This window comes from Streptomyces sp. CNP082 (assembly GCF_059570535.1).
On record NZ_JCANSZ010000044.1, the window covers coordinates 1 to 26,969 of the forward strand.

Annotated in this window: 22 protein-coding genes and 1 pseudogene; 10 read left to right on the forward strand and 13 right to left on the reverse strand. The window is 73.0% G+C overall.

Annotation, left to right across the window (positions count from 1 at the left end; translation table 11 throughout):
- A pseudogene (locus B124_RS27705) lies at positions 1–140 on the forward strand (IS5/IS1182 family transposase); the annotation flags it as partial.
- Between the two features lie 15 nt (positions 141–155).
- Here the strand turns inward: B124_RS27705 and B124_RS27710 are convergent.
- Entirely contained in the window at positions 156–920 is a 765-nt protein-coding gene (locus B124_RS27710) for a LuxR C-terminal-related transcriptional regulator (protein ID WP_496505706.1), read from the reverse strand.
- 359 nt (positions 921–1,279) lie between these two features.
- Here B124_RS27710 and B124_RS27715 point away from each other — a divergent pair, with 359 nt between their 5' ends.
- Complete coding sequence (locus B124_RS27715; protein WP_496505707.1) at positions 1,280–1,975, forward strand: response regulator transcription factor; 696 nt, start codon at positions 1,280–1,282, stop codon at positions 1,973–1,975.
- Between the two features lie 110 nt (positions 1,976–2,085).
- On the opposite strand, the gene B124_RS27720 is transcribed toward B124_RS27715, so the two are convergent.
- Positions 2,086–2,496 carry a hypothetical protein gene (locus B124_RS27720; protein ID WP_496505708.1) on the reverse strand — a complete coding sequence of 137 codons (411 nt, stop codon included), beginning with the start codon at positions 2,494–2,496 and terminating at the stop codon, positions 2,086–2,088.
- Between the two features lie 12 nt (positions 2,497–2,508).
- Entirely contained in the window at positions 2,509–4,179 is a 1,671-nt protein-coding gene (locus B124_RS27725; protein WP_496505709.1) for a sodium:solute symporter family protein, read from the reverse strand.
- 266 nt (positions 4,180–4,445) lie between these two features.
- Between B124_RS27725 and galT the strand changes: the two genes are divergently transcribed.
- The 3 genes from galT (at position 4,446) to galK (ending at position 8,123) form a co-directional block, all read left to right on the forward strand.
- Entirely contained in the window at positions 4,446–5,534 is a 1,089-nt protein-coding gene (gene galT / locus B124_RS27730) for a galactose-1-phosphate uridylyltransferase (protein ID WP_496505710.1), read from the forward strand.
- A gap of 235 nt (positions 5,535–5,769) precedes the next feature.
- A complete protein-coding gene (gene galE, locus B124_RS27735) occupies positions 5,770–6,801 on the forward strand; it encodes a UDP-glucose 4-epimerase GalE (protein ID WP_496505711.1) in 1,032 nt (343 codons plus the stop codon).
- Between the two features lie 35 nt (positions 6,802–6,836).
- Positions 6,837–8,123 (forward strand): galactokinase, encoded by a 1,287-nt coding sequence (gene galK, locus B124_RS27740; protein WP_496505753.1) that lies wholly within the window; start codon positions 6,837–6,839, stop codon positions 8,121–8,123.
- 52 nt (positions 8,124–8,175) lie between these two features.
- On the opposite strand, the gene B124_RS27745 is transcribed toward galK, so the two are convergent.
- Together B124_RS27745 and B124_RS27750 are read right to left on the reverse strand one after the other, a co-directional pair.
- Entirely contained in the window at positions 8,176–8,385 is a 210-nt protein-coding gene (locus B124_RS27745; protein ID WP_496505712.1) for a DUF397 domain-containing protein, read from the reverse strand.
- On the reverse strand, positions 8,372–9,259 hold the full coding sequence (locus B124_RS27750; RefSeq protein ID WP_496505754.1) for a helix-turn-helix domain-containing protein: 888 nt from the start codon (positions 9,257–9,259) through the stop codon (positions 8,372–8,374). The genes B124_RS27745 and B124_RS27750 overlap by 14 nt, the downstream gene beginning before the upstream one ends.
- A 251-nt stretch (positions 9,260–9,510) precedes the next feature.
- Between B124_RS27750 and B124_RS27755 the strand changes: the two genes are divergently transcribed.
- Entirely contained in the window at positions 9,511–9,951 is a 441-nt protein-coding gene (locus B124_RS27755; protein WP_496505713.1) for an ATP-binding protein, read from the forward strand.
- A 1,876-nt stretch (positions 9,952–11,827) separates the two neighbouring features.
- Here the strand turns inward: B124_RS27755 and B124_RS27760 are convergent.
- The 7 genes from B124_RS27760 to rsmI all read right to left on the reverse strand — a co-directional run bounded on the left by B124_RS27760 (position 11,828) and on the right by rsmI (position 20,311).
- Positions 11,828–13,594, reverse strand: coding sequence for an outer membrane protein assembly factor BamB family protein (locus tag B124_RS27760; protein ID WP_496505714.1), 1,767 nt, complete (start codon positions 13,592–13,594; stop codon positions 11,828–11,830).
- Positions 13,595–13,717: 123 nt separating this feature from the next.
- The gene (locus B124_RS27765; protein ID WP_496505715.1) at positions 13,718–15,565 is read right to left on the reverse strand and encodes an ABC-F family ATP-binding cassette domain-containing protein; all 1,848 of its coding nucleotides are present in this window, start codon (positions 15,563–15,565) and stop codon (positions 13,718–13,720) included.
- Between the two features lie 654 nt (positions 15,566–16,219).
- Entirely contained in the window at positions 16,220–17,173 is a 954-nt protein-coding gene (locus tag B124_RS27770; protein ID WP_496505716.1) for a 4-(cytidine 5'-diphospho)-2-C-methyl-D-erythritol kinase, read from the reverse strand.
- Positions 17,170–18,063, reverse strand: coding sequence for a 16S rRNA (adenine(1518)-N(6)/adenine(1519)-N(6))-dimethyltransferase RsmA (gene rsmA / locus B124_RS27775; protein ID WP_496505717.1), 894 nt, complete (start codon positions 18,061–18,063; stop codon positions 17,170–17,172). Before rsmA ends, B124_RS27770 begins: the two co-directional genes overlap by 4 nt.
- Positions 18,064–18,103: 40 nt before the next feature.
- On the reverse strand, positions 18,104–18,955 hold the full coding sequence (locus tag B124_RS27780; RefSeq protein WP_496505718.1) for a TatD family hydrolase: 852 nt from the start codon (positions 18,953–18,955) through the stop codon (positions 18,104–18,106).
- Positions 18,956–19,068: 113 nt separating this feature from the next.
- Positions 19,069–19,332: a hypothetical protein gene (locus tag B124_RS27785; protein ID WP_496505719.1), complete on the reverse strand. Its 264-nt coding sequence runs from the start codon at positions 19,330–19,332 to the stop codon at positions 19,069–19,071.
- Positions 19,333–19,453: 121 nt separating this feature from the next.
- Entirely contained in the window at positions 19,454–20,311 is an 858-nt protein-coding gene (gene rsmI, locus B124_RS27790) for a 16S rRNA (cytidine(1402)-2'-O)-methyltransferase (RefSeq protein WP_496505755.1), read from the reverse strand.
- 236 nt (positions 20,312–20,547) lie between these two features.
- Between rsmI and B124_RS27795 the strand changes: the two genes are divergently transcribed.
- The 4 genes from B124_RS27795 to B124_RS27810 all read left to right on the forward strand — a co-directional run bounded on the left by B124_RS27795 (position 20,548) and on the right by B124_RS27810 (position 25,589).
- On the forward strand, positions 20,548–22,329 hold the full coding sequence (locus tag B124_RS27795; protein WP_496505720.1) for a dolichyl-phosphate-mannose--protein mannosyltransferase: 1,782 nt from the start codon (positions 20,548–20,550) through the stop codon (positions 22,327–22,329).
- 97 nt (positions 22,330–22,426) lie between these two features.
- Complete coding sequence (locus B124_RS27800; protein ID WP_496505721.1) at positions 22,427–24,151, forward strand: penicillin-binding transpeptidase domain-containing protein; 1,725 nt, start codon at positions 22,427–22,429, stop codon at positions 24,149–24,151.
- A gap of 95 nt (positions 24,152–24,246) precedes the next feature.
- A complete protein-coding gene (locus tag B124_RS27805; RefSeq protein WP_496505722.1) occupies positions 24,247–24,741 on the forward strand; it encodes a YbaK/EbsC family protein in 495 nt (164 codons plus the stop codon).
- On the forward strand, positions 24,738–25,589 hold the full coding sequence (locus B124_RS27810) for an EamA family transporter (protein WP_496505723.1): 852 nt from the start codon (positions 24,738–24,740) through the stop codon (positions 25,587–25,589). The genes B124_RS27805 and B124_RS27810 overlap by 4 nt, the downstream gene beginning before the upstream one ends.
- Before the next feature lie 136 nt (positions 25,590–25,725).
- On the opposite strand, the gene B124_RS27815 is transcribed toward B124_RS27810, so the two are convergent.
- Positions 25,726–26,913 carry a PQQ-dependent sugar dehydrogenase gene (locus tag B124_RS27815; protein WP_496505724.1) on the reverse strand — a complete coding sequence of 396 codons (1,188 nt, stop codon included), beginning with the start codon at positions 26,911–26,913 and terminating at the stop codon, positions 25,726–25,728.
- Between the last annotated feature and the right edge of the window lie 56 nt (positions 26,914–26,969).

Sequence of the window (26,969 nt, forward strand, 5' to 3'; positions counted from 1 at the left end):
ACAAGAAGCGCAACGTCGTCGAGCGGGCGATCAATCGCCTCAAGAACCACCGGGCCGTGGCCACCCGCTACGACAAACGCGCCTACGTCTACCTCGGGACCATCACCGTCGCAGCCCTGGCCATCTGGCTCCGCACATGATCCGAGAAACAGAACCTAGCCGCCTACCCGGGCCGGTTCGCCCAGGTCGACCGGGCCCACGCCCGCGCGGCGGGCCAGGGCGACCGCGGCCAGCGTCGAGTGCACGCCCAGCTTGCCCAGCACGTTCTGCATGTGCGTACGGACCGTGTGGGGCGACAGGTACAGCCGCTCGGCGACCGCCTTGCGGCCCAGGCCCGCAACCATGCAGCGCAGCACCTCGTGCTCCCGCGGGGTCAGCGACTCGACCAACTGCTCGCTTTCCGTGCGGTGTTCCCGGGCCGCCGTCAGCTCCCGCAGCACGCCCGTGAGCAGCGCGGGCGGCAGATGCGTCTCGCCGCGCAGCACGCCCCGTATCACCGCCAGCAGCCGGGACAGCGAGCTGTCCTTGGCGACCCAGCCGAACGCCCCGGCCTGCAGCGCAGCCGCCGCCCGTGCCGGGTCGTCGCGGGCCGCGAGGACGACCGTGCGCGTCTGCGGATGGGCCGAGCGGACGCGCGCGGTGAGCGAGATCCCGCCCGGCGCGCCGGCCGCGGAACCGTTCCCCGCGACCGCCTGCGCGGGCACCGGGGCGCCCGCGGGCACGTCCCGGTCGAGGTCGGCGTCGACGAGGAACACGTCGAACCGCCGGCCCTCCGCCGCGGCCCGCTCCAGCGAGCGCAGCGCGGCCTGCCCGCTGCCGGCCGGCAGCACGTCGACATCCGGCTCGGCTGCCAGCGCCGCGGCCAGCGACTCGGCGAACACGCGGTGGGCATCGGCCACCAGGACCCGGATCCGAACCACGGACACCCCCATGTCGCGGACTAGTCAGAACTCGCGGAATACGGAACACGGCGCCTGGGCGTGGCGCGCCTGCCTGAGCTGCGGGCCGCCGCCGCGTCCCATAGCTACCCCGCCCCGTGCGCCGTACCCACGTCTCTCGCCCCCTGAACGGCACCGGCCCCCACCGGCGCTGCCCCACAGCGTAGGGCCAGGGACCGTCAGGGGAAGCCCAACGGCCAACTTTCCGTGGCGAGTGAGCCACAGGGAGTAGAAACCGGCCGGATACGGCCCCGTTGGTGACGGATTCCGGAGTTCCAGCGGGCCCGGGAGCGGTAAGGCTGTACCTTGCCGGGGCAGTAGACCCCCGGGGGGAGGGCGAGATGGCCGTTCGGCTGATCGTGGTCGATGAGCACCGCCTGCTCGCCGAGGCTCTCGCGTCCGCGCTGAAGCTGCGCGGGCACCGGGTGCTGGCCGCGGCTGCGCCCACGGCGGGCGCCGCGGAGCTGGTGGTGAGCAGAGGACCTGAGGTGTGCCTGCTGGGCACGGCGGCCCCGGCCGCGCCCGGGGCGTTCGACCCGGTGCTGCGGATCAAACGGGAGCGTCCGCAGATCGCGGTGGTGGTGCTCGGCCCGGTGCCGAACCCGCGCGGCATCGCGGCGGCGTTCGCCGCGGGTGCCTCCGGGTACGTACGGCACGACGAGCGCATCGAGGGCGTGGAGCGCGCGCTGGTCAAGGCGCGCGCCGGCGAGGCGGCGGTGGCTCCCCAGTTGTTACAGAGCGCGTTCACGGAGCTGCTGAACCCGGCGGCGGAGCCGGACGACGAGGGCACGCGGCTGCTTCAGTTACTGACCCCGCGGGAAGTCGAGGTGCTGGTGCGGGTGGCGGAGGGCGAGGACACGCAGTTGATCGCGCAGGGGATGCGCATAGCCGCGAGCACCGCCCGTACGCATGTGCAGCGGGTGCTGATGAAGCTCGGGGTGGGTTCACGGCTTGAAGCGGCGGCGCTCGCGGCCCGTACGGGGCTGCTGGACCGTGCCGCCGCCCGGCCGGCGGCGGACGGCGGCGCGGGGGCGTAGCGTCCCGGTGCGGGGGCACGGCTTTCGGACAGTCGCGTACGGGGACGGGCGGGCGGCGGGCATACGTGCGGGCGTGCGTGCGTCGGGCGTACGGCGTACGGGCGTACGGGTCAGTGGCCGTCCGGCCGGCCCCGGGGGCCGTTCCCGTCCATCGCCGCCGCCAGCTCCTCCGCCGACGGCGGTCGCACCGGCCGCAGCAACTGCCAGATCAGGAAGAACAGCCCGAGCGCCAGCATCCCCAGACCCGTCCACAGGTTGATGCGCACGTCCTCCGCCTTGGCGATCTCCGCGTCGTCGTCGAAGGCGCCGACGATCACGAGGATCAGCCCGTACGCGACGAACAGGCCGCCGATCAGCCGCCGTACGTCGAACAGCCTGCTGGCCGTCGCCGACTTGCGCTCCAGCTCCTCGACCGTCTCCGCCAGTTCCCCGGTGTCCGGGGTGCGGTGGTCCGGGTCGTCCGGGTCGGCCGGGTCATCCGGGTCATGAGGGCCGTCCGGGCGCTCGTGGGGGTCGCTCATGGTGGTGCGCTCCTAGAAGGAGAAGGGGACGTAGCTCAGGGCGGCCAGGACGATCGCGCCCCAGCCCAGCAGCGCCGGTCTGCGGTACCAGGCGTCGTCTCCCACCGCGGCGGGCTCGGACATGCCCGGGGAGCGGGTCCCGTAGACGAGGCCGGCGAGCTGCTCGGGGGACTGGGGCCGGGTGAACGGCGTGACGACCAGCATCGCGACCGCGCCGGCGGCGAAGCCGACGATCGCGGAGACGAAGTTGGCGCCCTGGTCGCTGGGGATGCTGATGACGCCCTGCTTGTAGATCCAGAAGTAGTTGATCATCGCGGCGGCCGTGCCGACGAGCAGCCCCCAGAAGCCGGCCTTGGCGGAGGCGCGCTTCCAGAACATGCCGATGATGAAGACCACGAACATGGGCACGTTGAAGAAGGAGAACAGCGTCTGCAGGTAGGACATGATGTTGCTGAAGCTGGACGCGATGAACGCCGTGCCGACGCTGGCCGCCACCCCGATCGCGGTGATGATCCGCCCGAAGCGCAGGTAGTACGCGTCCGACTGGCCGCGCTTGACGTACGGCTCCCAGATGTCGGTGGTGAAGACGGTGTTGAACGACGACACGTTGGCCGCCATGCCCGCCATGAACGCCGCCAGCAGGCCCGTGACGGCCACGCCCAGCACGCCGTTGGGCAGCAGTTGCTCCATGAGGTACGGGATCGAGTCGTTGTACGTCAGGTCCGAGCCGGACCCGCCGATCCCGGGCACCAGGGCCGCCGCGACCAGGCCGGGGATCATCACCAGGAAGACGATGAAGATCTTCGGATACGCGCCGATGAGCGGCGTGCGCTGGGCGGCGGAGAGGTTCTTGGCGGACAGCGCGCGCTGCACCTCGGCGAAGTTGGTCGTCCAGTAGCCGAAGCTGAGGACGAAGCCCAGACCGAGCACGATGGTCAGCCAGTTGGCGCCGAGCGGGTTGTCGCTGCCGATGCCGGTGCCGCCCCAGGCGGTCATGAAGTCGCCGCCGCGGGACTCGGTCAGGGTGTCGCTGAGGCCGTCCCAGCCGTCGACCCGCTTGAGCGCGAGAATCGTCAGGGGCAGCAGGGCGGCGATGATGACGAAGAACTGCAGGACCTCGTTGTAGACGGCCGACGACAGCCCGCCGAGGGTGATGTACACCAGCACGACGGCGGCGGAGACGACGATGGCGACCCACTCCGGCCAGCCGAGCAGCGCCTCGACGACGATGGCCATGGCGTAGAGGTTGACGCCGGCGATGAGCACGGCGGCGAAGGAGAAGAGCACCGAACTGAGCAGGTGCGCGCCGCGGTCGTAGCGGTGCAGCAGGAACTCCGGCACCGAGCGGACCTTCGAGCCGTAGTAGAAGGGCATCATCACCAGGCCCAGGAAGACCATGGCCGGGATGGCGCCGATCCAGTACCAGTGCGTGGTGTAGACGCCGTACTGGGCGCTGTTGGCGGCCATGCCGAGGATCTCGGTGGCGCCGAGGTTGGCGGAGATGAACGCCAGGCCGGTGATCCAGGCGGGCATGGACCGGCCGGAGAGGAAGAAGTCCAGGCTGGTCTTGACGCTTCGCCGGGCCAGGAAACCGATGCCGAGCACGACGGCGAAGTACATGGCCATGATCACGTAGTCGAGCGCGTTGGTGTCGAGCCGCAGCTCTGCCGCGAGTGGGTGCATGTGCGGGGTCCGCTTCCGTGCGTGGTGCGTTCAGAAGGCGAAGCCAGACGGGTGACGTTGGATTCCGAAAGCTTCTGTTGTGACTGTTTGCATAGCCGTTTGATATTGCACCCAGAATGTCCGATAAAGGCGCAATTCAAGGCGAGCGACTCTCCGGCGTTGACTCCCCTGTTGGCTTGTGGTTCATTGTGTTCGATTGTGTTGAAGCAGAACCTGACCATGACGATCGGCGGGCAGGGCAGGCCAGAGCCGAGGAAGAGGCTCCAGTGAAGAAGACGCACACCCGGCTCGCGGACGGGCGCGAGCTGATCTACTTCGACGCGCGTGACGACGCCGTCCGGGATGCGGCCGACCGCCGCCCCCTGGAGGCGACGCGCACCGCCTCGGAGGCGCGCTTCGACCCGCTGCGCGGTGAGTGGGTGGTCATCGCCTCACACCGCCAGGCCCGTACGTACCGCCCACCTGCCGACCAGTGCCCGCTGTGCCCGTCCCGGAACGGGCGGATGACCGAGATCCCCGCCGACGACTACGAGGTCGCCGTCTTCGAGAACCGCTTCCCCTCGCTGACCGGCGGCCCGGGACCGGTGACGGGCGAGCCGCCGTTCCTCAGCACGCCGGGCGCGGGGCGCTGCGAGGTCGTCTGCTTCACCTCCGACCACGACGCCTCGTTCGCCGGCCTCTCCCCCGGCCAGGCGGGGCTGGTGCTGGACGCCTGGACCGACCGCTCCGCGGAGCTGGCCGAACACCCCGGCGTCGAGCAGGTCTTCTGCTTCGAGAACCGCGGCGAGGAGATCGGCGTCACCCTCGGCCACCCGCACGGGCAGATCTACGCGTACCCGTACGTCACGCCCCGTACCGCGCAGATGATGCGGTCCGCCGAGGAGCACCGGGCGCAGACGGGCGGGAACCTCTTCGACACCGTCGTCGCCGCCGAGACCGCGGCGGGGACGCGGGTGGTGCTGGAGGGGGCGCACTGGGTGGCGTTCGTGCCGCACGCCGCGCACTGGCCGTACGAGGTCCACCTCTACCCGCGGCGGCGCGTGCCCGACCTGCCGGCGCTGGACGACGCCGCGCGGGCGGAGTTCCCCGCGGTCTACCTCGAACTCCTGCGCAGATTCGACCGGATCTTCGGCCCCGGCGAGTCTCCGACCCCGTATATCTCGGCGTGGCACCAGGCGCCGGTGCGGGCGGCGGGCCGCGATGACTACGCTCTGCACCTGGAGCTGTTCACGATCCGGCGGAGCCCGGGCAAGCTGAAGTACCTGGCCGGATCCGAGTCCGCGATGGACGCCTTCATCACGGATGTGCCGCCGGAGCGGGCGGCCGAGCGACTGCGAGAGGTAGCGAGCGCGTGATGTCTGCCGACGGCGACCGGACGTGCGGTGGCCGGGTTCGGGGCACCCTCCCTGCCCGTAGCGCCGCAGCCGCACCACCCGGTCCACGCGCCCCGTCCCGCTGCGGCCCGCAGGGCGCTGTCTCCACGCTGGCGTACCTGGCGGGCCCGGAGTCCTCGACGTCCTCAACGGACGCCCTTGTCACCGACGTGCCGCCGGAGCGGGCGGCCAAGCGACTGCGAGAGGTAGCGAGCACGTGAGCCATGACGTAACCGGGGGCGAACGCAGCGAGAGTGGCGGGAAGTATCTGGTGACCGGCGGGGCCGGGTACGTGGGGAGCGTCGTCGCGGCGCACCTGCTCGCCGCCGGGCACAAGGTGACGGTGGTCGACGACCTGTCGACCGGGTTCCGCGTCGGGGTGCCGGAGGGCGCCGAGTTCGTCGAGGACCGGATCCAGCACGCCGCGAAGTGGCTGGACTCCTCGTACGACGGCGTGCTGCACTTCGCCGCCTGCTCGCAGGTCGGCGAGTCCGTCGCGCACCCGGAGAAGTACTGGCGCAACAACGTCGGCGGCACGCTGGAGCTGCTGGCCGCCATGCGCGACGCGGGCGTGCGGCGGCTGGTGTTCTCCTCCACCGCCGCCACCTACGGCGAGCCGGAGTCCGTGCCGATCACCGAGGACGCCGTCACCGCGCCGACGAACCCGTACGGGGCCTCCAAGCTCGCCGTCGACCAGATGATCGGCGCGGAGTGCCACGCCCACGGGCTGGCCGCCGCGTCGCTGCGCTACTTCAACGTCGCCGGCGCGTACCTGCCGGAGCAGGGCGGGGGCCCGTACGGCGAGCGGCACGACCCCGAGTCGCACCTCATCCCGCTGGTGCTCCAGGTGGCCCTGGGGCGGCGCGCGTCGATCTCCGTCTTCGGAGACGACTACCCCACCCCGGACGGCACCTGCATCCGCGACTACATCCACGTAGCGGACCTCGCCGAGGCGCATCTGCTCGCGCTCGACGCGGTACGCCCCGGCGAGCACCGCGTCTGCAACCTCGGCAACGGCGCGGGGTTCTCCGTGCGCGAGGTCATCGAAACGGTCCGCCGGGTGACGGGGCACCCCGTGCCCGAGGTGGTCGCGCCGCGGCGAGCGGGGGATCCGGCGGTGCTGGTGGCGTCGGCGGAGGCGGCGAAGGAGCAGTTGGGCTGGAGCCCGTCACGTACGGAGCTGGCGGGGATCGTGTCGGACGCCTGGGACTTCGCACGGCGGGTCGCGGGGGAAGGCGGTGCGGACTGATGACGGCTGAGGAAACGGCGGGGGGCACGGCGGAGATGACGGCCGCGGACGGGACGGGTGCCGACGGGACGGGTGCGGACGGCTCGGGCACGGAGGGTTCAGGCACGGACGCCACGCGCGCGGAAGCAACCGCCGCGGCCTTCGCCGAGCTGTACGGGCAGCGGCCCGCCGGAGTGTGGGCCGCACCCGGCCGCGTCAACCTGATCGGCGAACACACCGACTACAACGACGGCTTCGTCATGCCGCTCGCCCTGCCGCACACCACCCTCGCCGCCGCCCGGCGCCGCGACGACGGCGTGCTGCGGCTGCACTCGGGCGACGGCGAGGCCCGCCTGGTGGAACTGGCCGTCGACCGCATCGACCCTCCCCCGCGCCTCGAAAAGCTCGGGCGGGCGGTACCCCCATCCGTCGGCGGCGACCGCGGCGGCTGGGCCGCGTACCCGGCGGGCGTGGTGTGGGCACTGCGCCGCACCGTCCCCGCTTTCGCGGACTTCGGCGGCGCCGACCTCCACTACGACAGCACGGTCCCCACCGGAGCCGGGCTGTCCTCGTCGGCGGCGCTGGAGGTCTCCACGGCGCTGGCGCTCAGCGACCTGTACGGCCTCGGCCTCGACCCCGTAGGGTTGGCGAAGGTCAGCCAGCACGCCGAGAACGACTTCGTCGGCGTACCCAGCGGAATCATGGACCAGATGGCGTCCGCGTGCTGCACCGCGGGGCACGTGCTCTACCTCGACACCCGCGACCTCACCCAGCGCGCCGTGCCCTTCGACCTCGCCGCCGCGGGGCTCACGCTGCTCGTCGTCGACACCCGGGTCAAACACGCCCTGGGCGACGGCGAGTACGCCGAGCGGCGGGCGGGCTGTGAGGCGGCGGCGCGGGCGCTGGGCGTGCCGGCGCTGCGGGACGTGCCGCACGCGGAGCTGGACGCCGCGCTGGCCCGGCTGACGGACCCGGCGGTGCGCCCGCTCGTCCGGCACGTCGTCACCGAGGACCGCCGCGTCGAGGAGTGCATCGCGCTGCTCGACGCGGGCCGCCCCCGCGACATCGGCCCCGTGCTGCTCGCCGGACACGCCTCGCTGCGCGACGACTTCCGCGTCTCGTGCCGCGAACTCGACGTGGTCGTCGAGTCGTCGGTCGCCGCGGGCGCGCTCGGCGCGCGCCTGACCGGCGGCGGCTTCGGCGGCTCGGCGATCGTGCTGGCCGAGACGGACGCGGCGGACACGGTCGGCAAGGCCGTCGAGTCGGCCTTCGCCGCGGCGGACTTCCGCCCGCCGCGGATCTTCACCGCGGTTCCGGGCGCGGGCGCGCGTCGCCTGGTGTGACGCGGCTGCCCCGCCCGCCGGTGCACGGCGGGCGGGGCCAGCACGGACAGCTCTACGGCTCGCGGAACTCCCCGCGGGCCACACCGGCGACGAAAGCCTGCCACGCCTCGGGGGTCGCGGTCAGGACGGGACCGGTGCCGTGCTGCTTACTGTCCCGCATGGCAACGGCGTCGTGGCAGAACGCCACCTCGACGCAGTTGCCGTTCCCGTTGCTGTAGCTGGACTTGAACCACGCTGCGCTGTGCAGCTCACCCTTTCTCATAACTCCCTGCCACTTCGGCCAGCAGCCGCTTCGACGCCTGCTCATCGTGTGCTACTTCCCAGATTCCCCGGAACGCCCGGTCGTACTGTTCGATCTCGTGCGGCTTGTCGAGGTACAGACCCCCCGTGTAGCCGTCAGCGTAGACCGTGGGCGGCTCTGACTCGCTGCCGTCGCCGTTGAGCGGGAAACGCAGCAGTACGAACGCCCCGGTGAGAACCCCGGGGTGCATCCCCGCGGCGAACGGCACGACCCGGATGGTGACGTTCGGGCGTTCAGCGACATAGACCAGATGCGCGAGCTGCTCTGTCATCACCTCGCGCCCGCCGATCGGCCGCCGCAGGACCGCCTCGCTCAGCGCCACCTCGAACTCCAGCGGCCTCGTGGCCCGGGTCAGCAGCGCCTGCCTGTCGATGCGCAGCCGAACCCGGCCGTCGAGGTCCTCCTCGCTGATGTCCGGCAGGTGCATCCGCGTGATGGCGCTCGCGTATCCCGCGGTCTGGAGCAGACCCGGTACAAGGTCGCTCTCATAGTTGGACGCTCTCCACGCAGCGTCCTCCAGGCCCACGTACACGTCGAATCCCTCCGGGATTGCGTCGCCGTACGCATGCCACCAGCCGCGCGCCTTGGTCTCCTTCGCCAGGCCCATCAGGGCCTCGGTCATCTCTGGCGAAGCGCCATAAACCGTGCACATCGCCTTGACGTCCAGGCTGCGCATCGGGCCTTGTCCGGTCTCGATGCGCCACATCTTGGCCTCGGACCACTCGAACTCACGCGCGGCGGCCCGCACGGTCAGCCGCGCCTGGTTCCGTAAGTCGCGCAGGTAGCGGCCGAGTTGGCGTCGCGGCACGGTCGAGCCGTTGACCTTCTCCCTCATCATCTCCCCCAGCTCCGAGCCCTGTCTGACGGACTCTCATATCCGCGATGAAAGCAACGCCGTCCCCGCCACACAAGACAAGTCATATGTTCGACGACTCACGCGAGTGGGTTCCTTCGCGAAGTCTTGCAGCGCCCGAAACTGCCCCACCACGCTGAAGACCTGTCGCTGTGCGTAGCCAGACTGCCACGCATCGGCGAGTGCTTGGCGATCAATTCCCAAGCTCGCGACCACGGAAGGGGCCCCCACGCATGCCCGCGAAGAACGACACCGCCCCGGCGCCACCCCGCCCGGAACCCGGCCCGCTCGTCCGCTCAGCCACGTTCGTGCACAGCAGGGCGTCGGTCAGGCGGGCCCGCCTGTTCACCACCCGGGTCCTCGCCGACTGGTCCGCCCCCGTCGACGCGGACGACGTCCGCGTCTGCGTCTCCGAGATGTGCACCAACGCCCTGCTGCACGGCGGCCGACCTGGGCGGCTCTTCCTCGTACGCCTGTCACTGTCCGAGACCGCCCTGATCGTCGAGGTCCACGACGCCGGCTCAGCCGCACCCCAGCCCCGCAGCGCCGCAGAAGCCGACGAGTCCGGCCGCGGCCTACGCGTCGTCGCCGCTCTCTCCGACCGCTGGGGCGTGCGTCCACGGAACGGGATCGGCAAGCTCGTCTACGCCGAGTTCGACATCCCGCCATGCTGAAGGCAGGGCCTACGAGGGGTTACCGTGTGTCGCTACGCGAACTCCGGTCGTGTCCCACGGTGTGGTGTAGGCGACACGCATCCTGAGCGCGGCCGTTCCGAGTCCGAGCGCCGGCTTCGCGCTGTGCGCGGCAAGGAGCCGCTGCCCGCGATGGACGTGCCGGCCACGGTCGCGGGCGAGCCCAGCGGCCGGGGCCACGATCCGCGGAGCCATGGCGCCGGGTGCACTACACCACCCCGCGGGACGCCATCCGGCTTCCCGCTGTGCGCGGCACCGCTGTGCGCGGCAAGGGGGCCGCTGCGCGCGGCGGAAGCGCCGGCTGCAGTCGCCGGCGAGCGCGGCGGCGGGGCCACGATCTGCGGAGTCGTGGTGCCGGGTCCGCCACACCACGTCGCAGGACGCCACCGCAGGCCCGGCCGACAAGGGCCCGCCCGGGGTCGCGGTGCCGGGCGGCCCGGGGACGCGCCCACCCCCCTGCGACCGAAGCCCCGCCCACATCCCCCCTCACACCCACCCAAGGGTATGCGGCCCCACCGACAACGCCGGCCGACCACGGCAGCCGCGGGCGGCAGCCCGGCACGCGGCAGGCCCGGTGACCGGCACGCGGCAGGCCCGGCGAGCCATGCCGCCGGCCGCCAGGGCAGTGGCATGGTGCGGGGTAGGCCCGGCGAGACGTGCCGCTGGCCGTGCGGGGTGGGGGGCCGGTGCGGGGTGGGGCGGCTGGCGGTGGGGTTCTCCGGTTCCGGGGTGAGGTGTCGGGGTATGGCGGCGTCGGTGTTCGCTGGGTTGACGTGGGTTTTGGAGCATGGGGCCCACCTCGCACGCCCGCCAGCACCCAGAAGCACACCGGGCTACGACGAGGCCGGCGCCGATCCAGAACCACCGACCCCGAAGCGGGACCTGAAGCCCGACGGGGGCCGCGCCACGGACTCCCGCCCGGCCCTCGCGCCGCCGGCACCCCGCTCTCGGGCGGTGGGATGCGTCTCGTTGAGCAAAACTCGGGTTACGTAGGCGATTTGACCCGGTTTTGAGGGCGGGTTGCCACGTGTTTGTCACGGCGGCGTTCGCCGGGGCGGGGGATGCGGCGGGCTTCAACCGCGGGAGGCGTCGGACACGTCCCTGGTCCCGGGCCGCCCGGCACCACCCGCCCGACTCCACGCCCCCGGCTGGACCTTCGTCGGACCCGCCCGGCACCGCGGCCCCGGCCGGACCTTCGTCGGCCGGGCCTGCGCTGGCGTCCCGCGACGTGGTGCAGCGGACCCCACACCACGACTCCGCGGATCGAGGCCCCGCCGTGCGCTCGGCCACGACCGCAGCCGGCACTCCCGCCGCGGGCAGCGACCCCTTTGCCGCCAGCCGCGCTCGGGTGCGCGTCGTCCCCTACACCTCCGGTGGCTGCTCAATGCAATCCCCCTTCGATGAAGTTATCTGCGTACAAAGCCTTGACGGGCTCCGACCGCCCGCGACGGCGTAGGCCCTCGGCGATGTTGTCTCATCCGGCCAGGCGGAGCGCGCCGATGGCCAGGTTCCGCAGACAGGCCATCACTCGCGGTGCACCGCCGGTCCGCACGATGGCGTCCCGCGGGGTGGTGCAGCGGACCCGGCGCCATGGCTCCGCGGATCGTGGCCCCGGCCGCCAGGCTCACCCGCGACCGTAGCCGGCACGTCCATCGCGGGCAGCGGCTCCTTTGCCGCGCACAGCGCGAAGCCGGCGTTCGGACTCGGGACAGCCGCGCGCAGGGTACGCGTCGCCTACACCACGCCGTGGGACACGGCCGTCCGCACTCGTGAGGCGTCCTGGCCGAAGGTCAAATCCGTGCAAGCGGCGCCCGGCCAAAGGCCGGGCGGGAACTCCCGCCTTCAGGCAGGGAAGCCTTCACTCGTCCTTGCTGCCGAAGGCGAGGGCGAAGTACTCCACGTCGTCGCGGTCGCTGATGAGGTCCTGCGCCAGGTAGAACCGGCCGTGCGCGAATATGTGCGGCAGGTCGTCGCTGTAGGTCATCGTCCTCTCGGACTCCGCCGTGGCGTTCGGCAGCCGGAGCCAGGTCTCCTCCTTGGCGGAGGCCGGGTCTATCGCGATAATCTCGCCGCCCGAGTCGTACGTGCCCTTCCGGTACGCGATGAGCTTGCCGTCTTCCATCCGCAGCGGGACCATCGTCCGCTTCTCGCCGGCGTCGTACTTGTGCGTCGGCTTGCCCGTGGCGAGGTCGAAGGCGACGATCTCGTTCGTGTCGCCGTAGTCGCTCTTGCCCTGGTGCTCGCGCGACGGCAGGTACATCGTGTCGCCGTCGACCGCCACCGTCGTGCAGGACTCGGCGCCGCCGGAGTAGTCGCAGCCGGGCTTGTAGCGCGGGCCCGCCGTCTCCGTACCCAGGGATATCTTGGAGCGCAACTCGCCCTCGTCGAGGGCGAAGATGTCGGTCTCGGTGGTCTTGCCCGCGCCGATCGTGATCACCGGCGGCTCGACGGAGAGCACCTGCACGCTCTGCACCCCGTCCGGCACGTCGTACGACCAGTAGATGCCGCCGGTGGCCGGGTCGACCTTCTGGACCTGCATGTCCTCGTTAAGCGAGCCGCAGAAGACCAGGCTGAGCAGGTTCGTCCCGTCGCTGGCGTAGTCGTGGTCCTTGCACTCGGTGGTGGGCTTGGTCTGCCAGACCGGGTCGCCGCCGGCGAGGGGGAACGCCGCGGAGCCGGAGAGGCCGGAGGCGATGACGGTGCCGTCGGCGATGGTCACATGGTCGAACCGCACGTTCTCGTCGGCGCTCGCGACGTGCTGCTGCCACAGCTCTTCGCCGGAGTTGACGTCGAAGACCACGACCTCGGAGCACGGTGCGTACCCGTCGTCGGGGCCGGAGACCTTGCCGTCCTGCACCAGCATGGCGGCCTTGCCGTCGTCGGTGACCGCCCGCGAGCCGGCGCAGACCAGGCCGTCGGTGGGCAGCTCCCACTTCTCCTTGCCGGTCGAGGTGTCGTAGCCCTTCACGGCGTTCAGCTCGCCCTTGGCGTAGATCTTCTCGGTCGCCCACTGGCCCGCGGCGGGCCACGTCGCGCCCTCTTCGACCTGCGGGTACGGGACGCCGAACAGCAACTCGCCCTTGGTGCTGGCGGGCTTGCTCTGGCTGACGGGCTTCTTGGGACCGCCGCCGCCACCGCCCCCGCCGGCCTGTGCCTCACCGTCGTCGCGGGTGAGGAACCAGCCCGTGCCACTGGCGACCACGAGAATCGCCACCACCGCCGCGATGACCGTCCAGACCGGGACGGCCTTCTGCGCCGCAGGCTTCGCGGACAAGCCCGGGACATGCGCCTGGGGATAGCCGCCGGAGTGCGGCAGGACCGGCTGCGGGAAGCTGTAGTGCTGCTGCTCCTGCGACTGCTGCGGGACCGGGGCGGGGACCGGGGCCGGGGTCGGCGGCTGCTGCGGGGGTTGGGGCTGGGCCTGGGGCTGCGCCGGCGGATAGCCGTACTGGGGCTGCGGCGGGGGCTCCTGCGGTGCGCCGAAGCCGCCGGCCGGTGCCGCCGGCGGCGGCGTCTGCGGCGGGGTCTGCGGCGGGGTCTGCGGATATCCGTAGCCCGGCTGCTGCGGGTCCTCGGGCGGCGGTGGCCCGAAACCGCCGGACGGCGGCGGTGGCGGCTGCGGCATTTCCCTGTCCCCCCGGATGAATGTGCGTACGAGCTACGGTCTCGTGACTTATTTCTACCACCCGCGGGTGACAGCCGCCGCCGGCCTGTGGACAGACCGCGAAGCCGCCCGCCGCCCGCCTGCTCAGCCCTCCTCCGCCGCCTCCGCCAACTCCAGCCAGCGCAGCTCCAGTCCCTCGCGCTCGGCCGCCAGCTCGCGCAGTTGCGCGTCCAGCTCCGCCACCCGCGCGAAGTCCGTCGCGTGCTCGGCGATCGCGGCGTGCAGCTCGCTCTCCTTGCCGCTGATCCGGTCCAACTGCCGCTCGATGCGCTGGAGCTCCTTCTTCGCCGCCCGCGCGTCCGCCGCGGACATCGGCCGGCCGCCCGACTCCCCCGGCTCCGCGGACGGCGCCGCCTGCGCCGACTGCGCCGACTGGGCTTCGCGGATACCCGCCCGCCGGCGCAGGTACTCCTCGATGCCGCCCGGCAGCATCCGCAGCGCCCCGTCGCCCAGCAGCGCGTGCACCGTGTCCGTCGTCCGCTCGATGAAGTACCGGTCGTGGCTGATGACCACCAGCGTCCCCGGCCAGCCGTCCAGCAGGTCTTCGAGCTGGGTGAGGGTCTCGATGTCCAGGTCGTTGGTCGGCTCGTCGAGGAACAGCACGTTCGGCTCGTCCATCAGCAGCCGCAGCAACTGCAGCCGCCGCCGCTCACCGCCGGACAGATCACCCACCGGCGTCCACTGCTTCTCGCGCCCGAAGCCGAACTGCTCGCACAACTGCGAGGCGGTCATCTCCCGCCCCTTGCCGAGGTCCACCCGCTGCCGCACCCGCTCGACCGACTCCAGCAGCCGCCACTGCGGATCCAGCTCCGTGACCTCCTGCGAGAGGTACGCGAGCCGCACGGTCCTGCCGGTGACGATCCGCCCGGCGGCCGGCTGCCGCTCGCCCCCGGAGCGGGCGGCGTCCGCGAGCGTACGCAGCAGGGAGGTCTTGCCCGCGCCGTTGACGCCGAGGAGGCCGACGCGGTCGCCGGGGCCGAGCTGCCAGGTCAGGCCCTTGAGCAGCACCCTGCCGTCCTCGCCGGCCCCGGCCCGTACCGTGACGTCCTCCAGGTCGAAGACCGTCTTGCCGAGGCGGGAGTTCGCGAACTTCATCAGCTCCGCGGAGTCGCGGGGCGGCGGCACGTCGGCGATGAGCGCGTTGGCGGCCTCGATACGGAACCGGGGCTTGCTGGTACGGGCCGGGGCGCCGCGGCGCAGCCAGGCCAGCTCCTTGCGGACGAGGTTCTGCCGCCTGGCCTCCTCGGTGGCGGCGATACGGGCGCGCTCGGCGCGGGCGAAGACGTAGTCGGAGTAGCCGCCGTCGTACTCGTGGACGGCGCCGCGCTGGACGTCCCACATGCGGGTGCAGACCTGGTCGAGGAACCAGCGGTCGTGGGTGACGACGACGAGCGCGGCGCGGCGGGTGCGCAGGTGCTCGGCGAGCCAGGCGATGCCCTCGACGTCGAGGTGGTTGGTCGGCTCGTCCAGGACGATGAGGCCGGGCGTGCCGATGAGCAGCTTGGCCAGCGCGATGCGGCGGCGCTCGCCGCCGGAGAGCGGGCCGATGACGGTGTCGAGGCCGTGCTCGAAGCCGGGCAGGTCGAGGCCGCCGAAGAGGCCGGTGAGCACGTCGCGGACGCGGGCGTCGCCGGCCCACTCGTGGTCGGCCATGTCGCCGACGACCTCGTGGCGCACGGTGGCGGCGGGGTCGAGGGTGTCGCCCTGGGTGAGGACGCCGAGGCGGAGGCCGCCGGTGTGGGTGACGCGGCCGGCGTCGGGGTCTTCGAGCTTGGCGAGGAGGCGGACGAGGGTGGTCTTGCCGTCGCCGTTGCGGCCGACGACGCCGATGCGGTCGCCTTCGGCGACGCCGAGGGAGATGCCGTCGAGGAGGGCGCGGGTGCCGTAGACCTTGTCGACGGCTTCCAGGTTGACCAGGTTGGCGGCGGCCATGGCGGTGCGGTGCTCCTCGCGGGGGTCGGGGGGGGCCTCGGCGGACGGCTTCCAGCGTAGTTCGCGCGCGGCGGGCCGGTACCCGCGGCCTTTCCCCCACCCCGCCCCTCCCCGACCCGGTGGCCGGCCCCCGGCCCCCGTGGCGCGCTCACGCGCCCGATTCGTGGGCTCCGCCCCCGTACCCCCGGAGCGCGCTGGCACGCGGACGCGGATGCCCCTTCCCGGGGCCGGGGCCCCGGCCCCGGGCCCCGGCTGCGCGCTGGCGCGCCGGGGTCGAGGGCTCTGCCCTCGTACCCCTGCGGCGCTGGCGCACGGGTGCAGACGGCGGACATGGACACCGGTGCCGCGCCGCGAACCGGACGCGGCCCGCACCCGGATCGGGGCCCCGGCCCTCCGCGCCGGGGCCGTGCGCTCACGCGCCCGGATCGGGGCTCCGCCCCCGTGCCCCCGCTGCGCTTGCGCGCGGCGACCCGCCGCCGCGCCCGTACATGAGGCGGGCCGTACCCGCTCCCGTGCCCGGGGCTCCGCCCCCGGTCACCCGTCACCGTGCTGGCGCTCCGTCCGACCCGCACGGATCAGCACCCGCCCGACCCCGAACAGAACCGGCACTCCAGCCGCACCCGTACAGAAAGCCCACCCAGCCGCGCCGGCGGCTCAGCCCACCACCGTCGCGCCTCGCGCCGGGGCCTGGGCCACCCGGGCCTCGCGGCACGTGGCCGACGACTCCAGGGCCGCGGCGATGGACGCCGCCGACTGCTCGTCCGCCGCCAGGAACGCGCATGTCGGGCCCGAGCCCGAGAGCAGGGCTGCCAGGGCGCCCGCCGTGGTGCCGGCCGTGAGGGTGGCGGTCAGGGAGGGGCGGAGGGAGAGGGCGGCGGGTTGGAGGTCGTTGCCGCCGGCGATGGCCGTCAGTGCCGCGGCCAGGGCCGTCGGGTCGCCGGAGCCCAGGGCGTCCAGCACCGCCGGGGACGGGTCCGGGTCCGGTACGGGGCGGTCCGCCGCCAGGCGGTCGAACTCCGCGTAGACCTCCGGCGTCGACAGGCCGCCGTCGGCCACCGCGAAGACCCAGGACAGCGGGCCCTTCGCCGACAGCGTCGTCAGCCGCTCACCCCGGCCGCGCCCCAGCGCCGCCCCGCCGACCAGGCTGAACGGCACGTCGCTGCCCAACTCCGCCGAGATCCGCAGCAGTTCGCCGGTGCCCGTCCCGGTGCCCCACAGTTCGTCGCAGGCCAGCAACGCGCCCGCGCCGTCCGCGCTGCCGCCGGCCATGCCGCCGGCGACCGGGATGTCCTTCGCGATGTGCAGGTGCACGTCCGGCTCCCGCCCGTGCCGGGCGGCGAGCAACTGCGCGGCGCGGGCGGCGAGGTTCGAGGCGTCCGTGGGCACGGCGGCGGCGTCGCGGCCCGAGACGGTGACGCGCAGGCCGTCGGCCTCGGTGGCGGTGATCTCGTCGTAGAGACCGACGGCGAGGAAGACGTTGGCGAGGTCGTGGAAGCCGTCCGGGCGCGGCGGGCCGACGGCGAGCTGCACGTTGACCTTCGCGGGTACGCGGACGGTGACGCTCCGCGCCCCGGCGGACGCGGGCGGCGGGGTCGATCCCGGTGTCACGGCGTGCTGCTCCTCGTGGTGGCGGTCCGGTGCCGGGACTCCGCGATCCGCGCGAAGTCCTCGATGGTCAGCGACTCGCCGCGGGCCTGCGGCGAGACGCCCGCGGCGCGCAGGGCGGCCTCTGCCGCGGGCGCCGAGCCGGCCCAGCCGGTGAGGGCCGCGCGCAGGGTCTTGCGGCGCTGGGCGAAGGCGGCGTCGACGGCCGCGAAGACCTCGGTCCTGGTGGCGCCGGTCGCGGGCGGCTCGCGGCGGGTGAGCGAGACGAGGCCGGAGTCGACGTTCGGCGCGGGCCAGAAGACGGTGCGGCCGATGGCGCCGGCCCGCTTGACGTCCGCGTACCACGCGGCCTTCAGCGACGGCACGCCGTAGACCTTCGACCCCGGGGCGGCGGCGAGCCGGTCGGCGACCTCGGCCTGCACCATGACCAGGGTGCGTTCGATGCCGGGGAAGGTGGCCAGCATGTGCAGCAGCACGGGCACGGCGACGTTGTACGGGAGGTTGGCCACCAGCGCCGTCGGCGGCGGGCCCGGCAGCTCGGTGATCCGCAGCGCGTCGGCGTGCAGGAGCGCGAAGTGCTCCGCGCGCTGCGGCAGCCGCGCCCGTACGGTCGCGGGGAGGGCGGCGGCGAGCGCGTCGTCGATCTCGACGGCCGTGACGTGGGACGCCGTCTGGAGCAGGGCGAGGGTGAGCGAGCCGAGGCCGGGGCCGATCTCGACCACGACGTCGTCCGGCCGCACGCCGGCGGCGCGCACGATGCGGCGGACGGTGTTGGGGTCGATGACGAAGTTCTGGCCGCGCTGCTTGGTGGGGCGTACGCCGAGGGCCGCCGCCAGCTCGCGGACGTCCGCGGGGCCGAGCAGCGGGTCCGGCTCGCCGGGGGTGGCGCTCACCGCTCCAGGTTATGCCCTCCGGCGTGGCGGACTCGCGGTGCTACGGGGTCTTCGCGGCGTAGCCGAACGCGCGGGCGGTGTTCGCCGCTGTCGCCGCCGCCAGCTCGTCGGGGTCCTCCCCGCGCACCGCCGCCATGGCCCGCAGCGTGAGCGGGATCAGATACGGCGCGTTGGGCCGGCCCCGGTACGGCATCGGCGTCAGGAACGGCGCGTCCGTCTCGACGAGCAGCAGCTCCGCGGGCGCGACGGCGACCGCCTCGCGCAGCTGTCCCGCGTTCTTGAAGGTCACGTTTCCCGCGAAGGACATGAAGTAGCCCTTCTCGGCGCAGGTTTCGGCCATCGCCGCATCCCCGGAATAGCAGTGGAATACCACCTGCTTCGGCGCCCCCTCTTCCTCAAGAATGCGCAACACGTCGTCGTGCGCCTCCCGATCGTGAATGACGAGGGCTTTTTGCCGGCGTTTTGCCATCTCGACATGCCGGCGGAAGGAGTGCTGCTGCGCGGCCACGCCCTCGGGGCCGGTCCTGAAGTAGTCGAGGCCGGTCTCGCCGACGCCGAGGACCTGCGGCAGCGCCGCGAGCGCGTCGATCTCGTCGAGGGCGGCGTCCAGCCCGGCGCCGAGCCGCGGGGCCTCGTTGGGGTGCAGGGCGACCGTCGCCCACACCGCGTCGTGCGCGGCGGCGGTCTCCGCGGACCAGCGGGAGCGCTCCAGGTCGCAGCCCACCTGGATGAGCGTGGTGACGCCCACGCGGGCGGCCTGCGCCACCGCCTCGGCGACCGTGCCGGACTGCATGTCGAGGTGGGTGTGCGAATCCGCCGCGGGGTGGCCGAGCGGGTCGGGCGGCGGCGGCGCGGACGGGGCGTCCGCGCCGCCGGTGGTGTGCTGAGCCATGCCGGGGACTCTACTGGCCGGGTACGACAACCCTGCCGGACCGCTGCCGGCACCGCTGCCGGCACCGCCGTGCGGGGCGGTGAACGCGCAGGCCGGGCGGGGTCCCGCCGGGGTCAGTCGCGGCGTGAGCGCTGCCGCACCGCCTCCACGGACCGGACCTGGCCGGCGCGCATGATGCGTACGACGTGCTCGCCGCAGTTCAGGCACGTGGGCCGGGTCAGCGGCGAGGGAACCCGCTCCCCGCCGGTGTGGTACGTGACGAAGGGCCGGCCCTTCGCATCGACGTGGTGGTGGATCTCGTAGCTCTGTTCCCAGCCGTGCCCGCACATCATGCAGGCAAAGGCATATGACTCGGTCACTGGCTCGGGCTCGGACATCGACAGCTCCTCTTGTCCATATGAGGGACAAGTCGCCGAAAGGCATCCCCTATTCCAGTGGACACCCATTCGGCGCAGCCCGCAGCCGCCCATACCGACAATTGAAGGAGTTTTGGTCCGGCTACTCTGAGTTGTTTGCCGAGTTTTTCGCCGCCACCACCGCATCAAACACCTCGCGCTTGGGTACCCCGGCGTCCCGGGCGACCGCCGCGATGGCCTCCTTGCGCCTCTCCCCCGCCTCCTCACGGACGGTGACCCGGCGGACCAGCTCCGTGGCGTCCGGCCGCTCGCGGGCCGCCGCGGGGGCGCCCTCCACCACCACCGTGACCTCGCCGCGCACGCCGCCGGCCGCCCAGTCCGCCAGCTCCGCCAGCGGGCCGCGCCTGACCTCCTCGTACGTCTTGGTCAGCTCCCGGCACACGGCGGCCCTGCGGTCGGCGCCGAAGACGCCGGCCATCGCCGCGAGGCTGTCGGCGAGCCGGTGCGGGGCCTCGAAGTACACCAGGGTGCGCCGCTCGTCCGCCGCCTCGCGCAGCCGCGCCAGCCGCTCCCCCGGCTTGCGCGGCAGGAAGCCCTCGAAGCAGAACCGGTCCACCGGCAGCGCCGAGACCGCGAGCGCCGCCAGCACCGCGGACGGGCCGGGCGCGGCGGTGACGGTGATGCCGCGCCGCACGGCGGCGGCGACGAGGCGGTAGCCGGGGTCGGAGACGGAGGGCATGCCGGCGTCGGTGACCAGCAGCACGCGCGCGCCTGCGGCCAGTTCCTCGACGAGGTCGGGGGTACGGGCGCTCTCGTTGCCCTCGAAGTACGACACGACGCGGGCGCTCGGCTGCACCCCGAGCGCCTGCGTCAGCCGGCGCAGCCGGCGGGTGTCCTCGGCGGCGATGACATCGGCGGCGGCCAGCTCGCTGGCCAGCCGCGGCGGGGCGTCCGCCGGGTCGCCGATGGGCGTGCCTGCCAGCACGAGGAGTCCGCTCACCGTCATCTCACCTGCATCTTCACCATGTTGCGTCACAGCCACGGGCGCCTTCGGCGACGGTTCATCCTGCCACGTCCGCAGACGACCCCTCGCGCGCGGGAGCAGCGGGCCGCGAGGCGCCGGACGGCGCGAGCAGGGCTGCGCTTGTCACGGTCGGTACCGGCCGTACGGGGCCTTCTGGCCGGTCCGGATCGGTCCGGCCGCCCCCGGCGCGGGCGCGCCTAGGATGGGCCCCCGTGACCAGTGACACCGTGACGCAGCCCGCGCAGAGCCGGTCCGCGCCCGCCCCGGCGTGGCAGCGGCGGCTGCGCGCGTTCGGGTACGTGCCCCGGCGCGAGCCCGGTGTCACGGAGCGGCTGGTGCCGCCGTACCGGCGCTCCGGGGCGCGGCTGTTGCAGGTGGCCGGCGTGCCGGCGGCGACGGCGGCGCGGGTGGCGCGGCTGGGCGCGTGGGGCGGGCCGCTGCTCGTGGCGCTCTTCGCCGGCGTGCTGCGGTTCGTGAACCTGAGCAGTCCGCGCGCGGTGATATTCGACGAGACGTACTACGCGAAGGACGCCTGGTCGCTGCTGCAGTTCGGCTACGAGGGCACGTGGCCCAAGGACGCCAACGAGAAGATCCTCGACGACCCGCAGGTCATCCCGCTCAGCGACGACCCCGGCTATGTCGTGCACCCGCCCGTCGGCAAGTGGATGATCGGGCTGGGTGAGTGGGCGTTCGGCCTGGACCCCTTCGGCTGGCGCGTCGTCGTCGCCCTGCTGGGCACGCTGTCGGTGCTCATGCTGTGCCGCATCGGCCGCCGGCTGTTCCGCTCCACGCTGCTCGGCTGTCTGGCGGGGCTGCTGATGGCGGTGGACGGGCTGCACTTCGTGATGAGCCGCACCGCGCTGCTCGACCTGGTGCTCATGTTCTGGGTGCTGGCCGCGTTCGGCTGTCTGCTCGTCGACCGGGACCGCGCGCGTGCACGACTGGCCACCGCGCTGCCCGCGGGGCGGCCGGACGACGCGGTGGCCTCCGGGCTGCGGCTGGGGGCGCGGCCGTGGCGGCTCGCCGCCGGCGTCTGCATGGGGCTCGCGCTGGGCACCAAGTGGAACGCGCTGTTCATCCTCGCCGCGTTCGGCCTGCTGACGGTGGCGTGGGACGCGGGCGCACGCCGTACGGCCGGATGCCGCCGCCCGTACGCGCGCGTGCTGCGCCTCGACGTCGTGCCGGCGTTCTTCTCGACGGTGCCCGTGGCCGTGGCCGTCTACGTCGCCTCGTGGACCGGCTGGTTCGCCTCCGACAAGGGCTACTTCCGCGGCTGGGCCGAAGACCGGGACACCGCGTTCCCGTTCATCCCGGACGCCGTGCGCAGCCTGTGGCACTACCACTCGGTGGTCTACGACTTCCATGTCGGCCTCACGTCCGGCCACACCTACGACTCCAACCCGTGGAGCTGGCCCGTAGCGGGCCGGCCCGTGTCGTACTTCTGGGACGACCCGCGGCCCGGCGACCCGAACAATCCCGGCTGCCCCGCCGACGAGACGGAGAACTGCGCCCGCGAGGTCCTGGCGCTGGGCACCCCGCTGCTGTGGTGGCTGGGTGTCGCGGCCGTGGTCTACGCGCTCTACCGCTGGGGCCTGCGCCGCGACTGGCGCGCGGGCGCGATCCTGTGCGCGGCGGCGGCCGGCTGGGTGCCGTGGCTCTTCTACCAGGAGCGCACGATCTTCCTCTTCTATGCCGTCGTCTTCGTCCCGTACCTGTGCCTGGCAGTGACGATGATGCTGGGCGCGATGGCCCGCGCCGGAGGCGCCGCCCTCGCGGGCGCGGGCACGTCCGCGGACGGCCCGGGCACCGGCCCCGGCACCGGCACCGGCCTCGGCCAGCCCACCGAATGGCGCAGAGCGGCGGGCGTGGTCGCGGCGGGCGTGCTCGTCCTCCTCGTGCTGTGGAACTTCATTTATTTCTGGCCGATCTACACGGGCGAGACCCTCACGCGCGACGCCTGGGAAGCGCGCATGTGGCTGCCCAGTTGGGTCTGAGCCTGGTCACCACGGGTGGGCGCCGGTGCGGCAGGTGGCTTAATGTGCTTGACGCAGGGTCGTTATGGTCTCGGGGCGCGCAGAGGGAGCACGGCAGATGGCGGGCAGCCACCGGCGCAGACGCGCCCGAACAGGTGCGTCGGCGGGACTGACGCGCACCCGGATCGCAGTGATCGTCGGAGCCGGTGCCGCGGTCGTCGGCGCGGCGGGGTTCGGCGCGTACAGCTTCCTGGAGGACGACAAGGCCGAGAACAGCGGCAGCGCGCTGTCGGCGCCGGCCTCATCCGATCCGGTGAAGACCGGGCCGCCCAGCCCCAAGGAGGCCGGCAGGGCCGCCGACGAGTTCCTGGCCGCCTGGGCCGGCGGCAGGACCGAGATCGCCGCCGGGATGACGGACGACAGAAAGGCGGCGCTCGCCGGCCTCACGTCGTACCGCAAGGACGCGGGCGTCGAGCAGGTCAAGCTGACGCCCGGCCGGCCGTCCGGCACGAAGGTGCCGTTCAGCGTCGATGCCGAGGTGACCTTCGAGGACACCGTCAAGCCCTGGGCGTACAGCTCGGCGCTGGAGGCCGTACGGGACGAGAAGACGGGGGAGGTCGAGATCGCCTGGGATCCCTCCCTCATACACCCCAAGCTCGCTGAGGGCGAGCGGCTGCGCACGGGGTCGACCGAGGCCCCGCCGATCAAGGTCTTCGACCGCAACGGGGCCAGGCTCGGCCCCGGGAAGTACCCCTCGCTCGCGCCCCTCATCACCGACCTGAGCGAGCGCTACGGCGCCAAGGCCGGCGGCAGGGCGGGCGTCAGGGTCTGGACGGAGCCGGCCGGCAAGCAGAAGGGCAAGGGGAAGGACGACGACAAGGCGGCCACGCCCGAGACGCTTCTGGTGCTCGCCAAGCCCAAACACGGCAAGCTGAAGACGACGCTGGACGCGGACGTCCAGAAGACCGCGGAGGCGGCCGTCGCCAAGCACGGCGGCGCGGCGCTGGTGGCGCTGAAGCCCAGCACCGGCGAGGTGCTCGCGGTCGCCAACCAGGTCCCGGGCGGCCTCAACACCGCGCTGCAGGGCTCGCTGCCGCCCGGCTCGACGATGAAGGTCATCACGGCCTCGATGCTCATGGACAAGGGGCTGGCCGCGCCCGACGAGCCGCACCCGTGCCCGCGGTACAAGGCGTACGGCGGCTGGGAGTTCGAGAACGTCGGCGACAACTCCTTCACCATCGAGGGCGGCACGTTCGCGGAGTCCTTCACCGCCTCCTGCAACACCGCGTTCATCTCGATGGCCGAGGAGCTGGAGAACGACGACCTGACGAAGCAGGCCCGGGACGTCTTCGGCATCGGGCTCAACTGGCAGACGGGTGTGCGCACGTTCGACGGCGCGGTGCCGGTGCAGTCCGGTGTCGAGATGGCGCTGTCGCTGATCGGCCAGGGCGGCGTACGGATGAACCCGCTGACGATGGCGTCGGTGTCGGCGACCGCGAAGGCCGGCGTCTTCAAGCAGCCGTATCTGGTGCCGCAGGAGTTCGACGGGCGGCAGTTCGCGACCGCGCCGCGGACGATGGAGCCCGAGACGGCGCAGTCGCTGCGGGAGCTGATGGAGGCGACGGCGTCGTACGGGACGGCGGCGGGCGCGATGAGCGGGCTGACCGGGCAGGTGGGCGCGAAGACGGGCTCGGCGGAGATGGGCGGGCAGGAGGAGACGGACGCCTGGTTCACCGCGTACCGCGGTGACCTGGCGGCGGCGGCCACGGTGCCGAACATCGGGCACGGCGGGGAGTTCGCGGGCCCGCTGGTGCGGGACGTGCTGGCGGCGCACGGCGGCTGAGGCGTACGGACCGGGGCCCGGTCGCGGACGGCGCCGGGTCCCGGGGGGCGGAATGGGTTCGCACGGCCCGGACACCGGGGGTTAACGTCGCCTCCATGACGACAGCCGACGCCGCACACCCGCTTTTCGCCGCCGCCCTCGCCGAACTCGGCCTGACCGTCCCGGTACGCCGCTTCCCCGACGCCACCCGCACGGCCGCGCAGGCGGCGGAGGCCATCGGCTGCGAGCTGAGCCAGATCGTCAAGTCCCTGATCTTCGCCGCGGACGGCGTACCGGTGCTCGTCCTGATGGACGGCGCCTCCCGCGTGGACACCGAGCGCGTACGCGCCGAGTTGGGCGCCGGGGGCGTGCGCCGGGCGGACGCGGCGATGGTGCGCGAGGCCACGGGGTACGCCATCGGCGGCGTACCGCCCTTCGGGCACGTGACGCGGATGACGGTGCTCGCCGACCGCGGGCTCCTCGACCACGGCGAGGTCTGGGCCGCCGCCGGCGACCCGCACACCGTGTTCCCCCTCGCCCCCAAAGACCTCGTCGCGCACGCGGGCGCGCGGGTCACCGACGTGTCCGAGGTGCGCGAGCCCGGGGAGTGACCCCCCTCATAGCCGCGGCGGTCCTGCTGGCCGCCGTGATGCACGCCTCGTGGAACGCCATCGCCCACGGTGTGAAGGACCAGTTGGTGGTCTTCGCGCTCATCGGCGTGGGCGACGTGGCGATCGCGGGGACCGCGGTGTTCTTCGTGCCGTTCCCGGCGGCCGGAGCCTGGCCGTGGCTGCTGTCGTCGGTCGGCCTCCACCTCGTGTACATGACGCTGCTCATGCAGTCGTTCAAACTGGGCGACTTCGGGCAGGTCTACCCGATAGCCCGCGGCACGGCCCCGCTGGTCGTCGCGGCGGTCGCGCATCTCTTCCTCGACGAGCGGCTGGGCCTGTGGCAGACGGCGGGCGTCGCCGTGGCGTGCGCGGGGCTGAGCGGCATCGCCCTGTGGGGACTGCGCGGCGCGGACACCCGGCCGCACTGGCCGGCCCTGGCCGCGGCGTTCGCGACGGGCCTGTCCATCGCGGCGTACACGATCGTCGACGGCGTCGGCGTCCGCGACTCCGGCAGCGCGATGGGCTACACGGCGTGGCTGGTGCTGCTGATGGGCCCGTGGATCCCGCTGGCGGCGCTGGTGCGGCGCGGGCCGGGGACGGTGCGCGAACTGCGGCCGGTGGCGGTGCGCGGGCTGCTGGGCGGGGCGATCTCCATCACGGCGTACGGGCTGGTGCTCTGGGCGCAGACGCGCGCCCCGCTGGCGCCGATAGCGGCGCTGCGGGAGTCGAGCATCGTGGTGGGGGCTGCCATCGGGGCGGTGTTCCTCAAGGAGCGCTTCGGCGCGCCGCGGATCGCGGGGGCGTGCCTGATGGTGGCGGGGATCGCGCTGGTGCTGCTGCCGGGGTAGCGGGGCCGGTGGCGGGGCTCGTACGCCCCGGAGGTTTGCCGCGGTTCGCCGCGGTCCGCAGGTGTGTCGCGGTTCGCCGCGGTTCGCCGCGGTTCGCCGCCGGTGACGGCGGACCGCGGCACCTGCGCGGGTGCTGCTAGGCGGGACCGATGCGGTAGACGGCGCCCTGGGGCGTGCCTCCGCCGCCGCCGAAGCCGCCCATGTCGATCACGTACAGCTCGTTGTCGCGCGTCTGCACGAACGTGCTCACCCAGCCGGCGTTGGCGCCGAGGTCGAGCACCTCGGTCACCTGGCCGTTCTCCGTCTGCAGGGCTTGCAGACCGCCGCTGCAGTAGTCGGCGAACACGAACGCGCCCTGGAGGTCCGGGATCTCCTCGCCGCGGTAGGCGTAGCCGGCCGTGACCGAGTCGCAGGCGCCGGTCAGGCCGTGCTGCCACTCGTGCACGGGCGGGGCGTGGTCGTCCGGTTCCGTGCCCTGGTGCGGCCGGGTGGCCTCCATGAGGGGCCAGCCGTAGTTCTGGCCGCCGGTGGCGGCGGGGGCGAGGTTGATCTCTTCGCGCTCCAGGTGGCCCACGTCGCCGATCCACATGTCGCCGGTTGCGGCGTCGAAGGAGAACTGCCACGGGTTGCGCAGGCCGTAGGCCCAGATCTCGCCGCGGGCGCCCGGGACGTCGACGAACGGGTTGCCGGCCGGAATCCCGTACGGGTCGCCGGCGTCCAGGTCGACGCGCAGCACCTTGCCCAGCAGGGTGCCGAGGTTCTGGCCGTTGCCGTACGGGTCGCCTTCCAGGGAGAAGTCGCCGTCGCCGAGGGAGATGTAGAACATCCCGTCGGGGCCGAACGCGATGTGGCCGGAGTTGTGCGCGGGGCCCGGCTGTTCCTGGAAGAAGACGGTGCGCCGGGTGTCCGCCTGCACCTCGCCGTCGGCCACGTCGAACTCGTCGATGGTGCTGTGGCCGTCGATGTCGGTGTAGGACAGGTAGAAGCGGGTGAAGTCGGGGTTGAACTCGATGTCGGCGATCCCGCGTTCGCCGTCGGTGGTGGTCTCGCCGGTGATGTCGATGACCGGTTCACTCAGCCCCTGGTCGTCGAGCACCCGTACGGCACCGGCGCGTTCGCCGATCCACACCGTGCCGTCAGGCCCGGCGGCGCCGGCGGTGGGCGCCGCCGCGGTCGCGACCTGGGTCAGCGCTACCTGGACCTGCTGTGATCCGGCTGGTGACGCCGGGGCCTGTGACGCTGAGGCAGCCGCCGGCGCCAGGCCCGCGGACAACGTCAACGCGAGCCCCAGAGCGACGACTGCCGATAATTTTCTGCGATTCATGGGTAGCCGGGGGCGGGTGCCCGTGGAGGTCCCGTCCCCAACCTCCTTCCGCATGT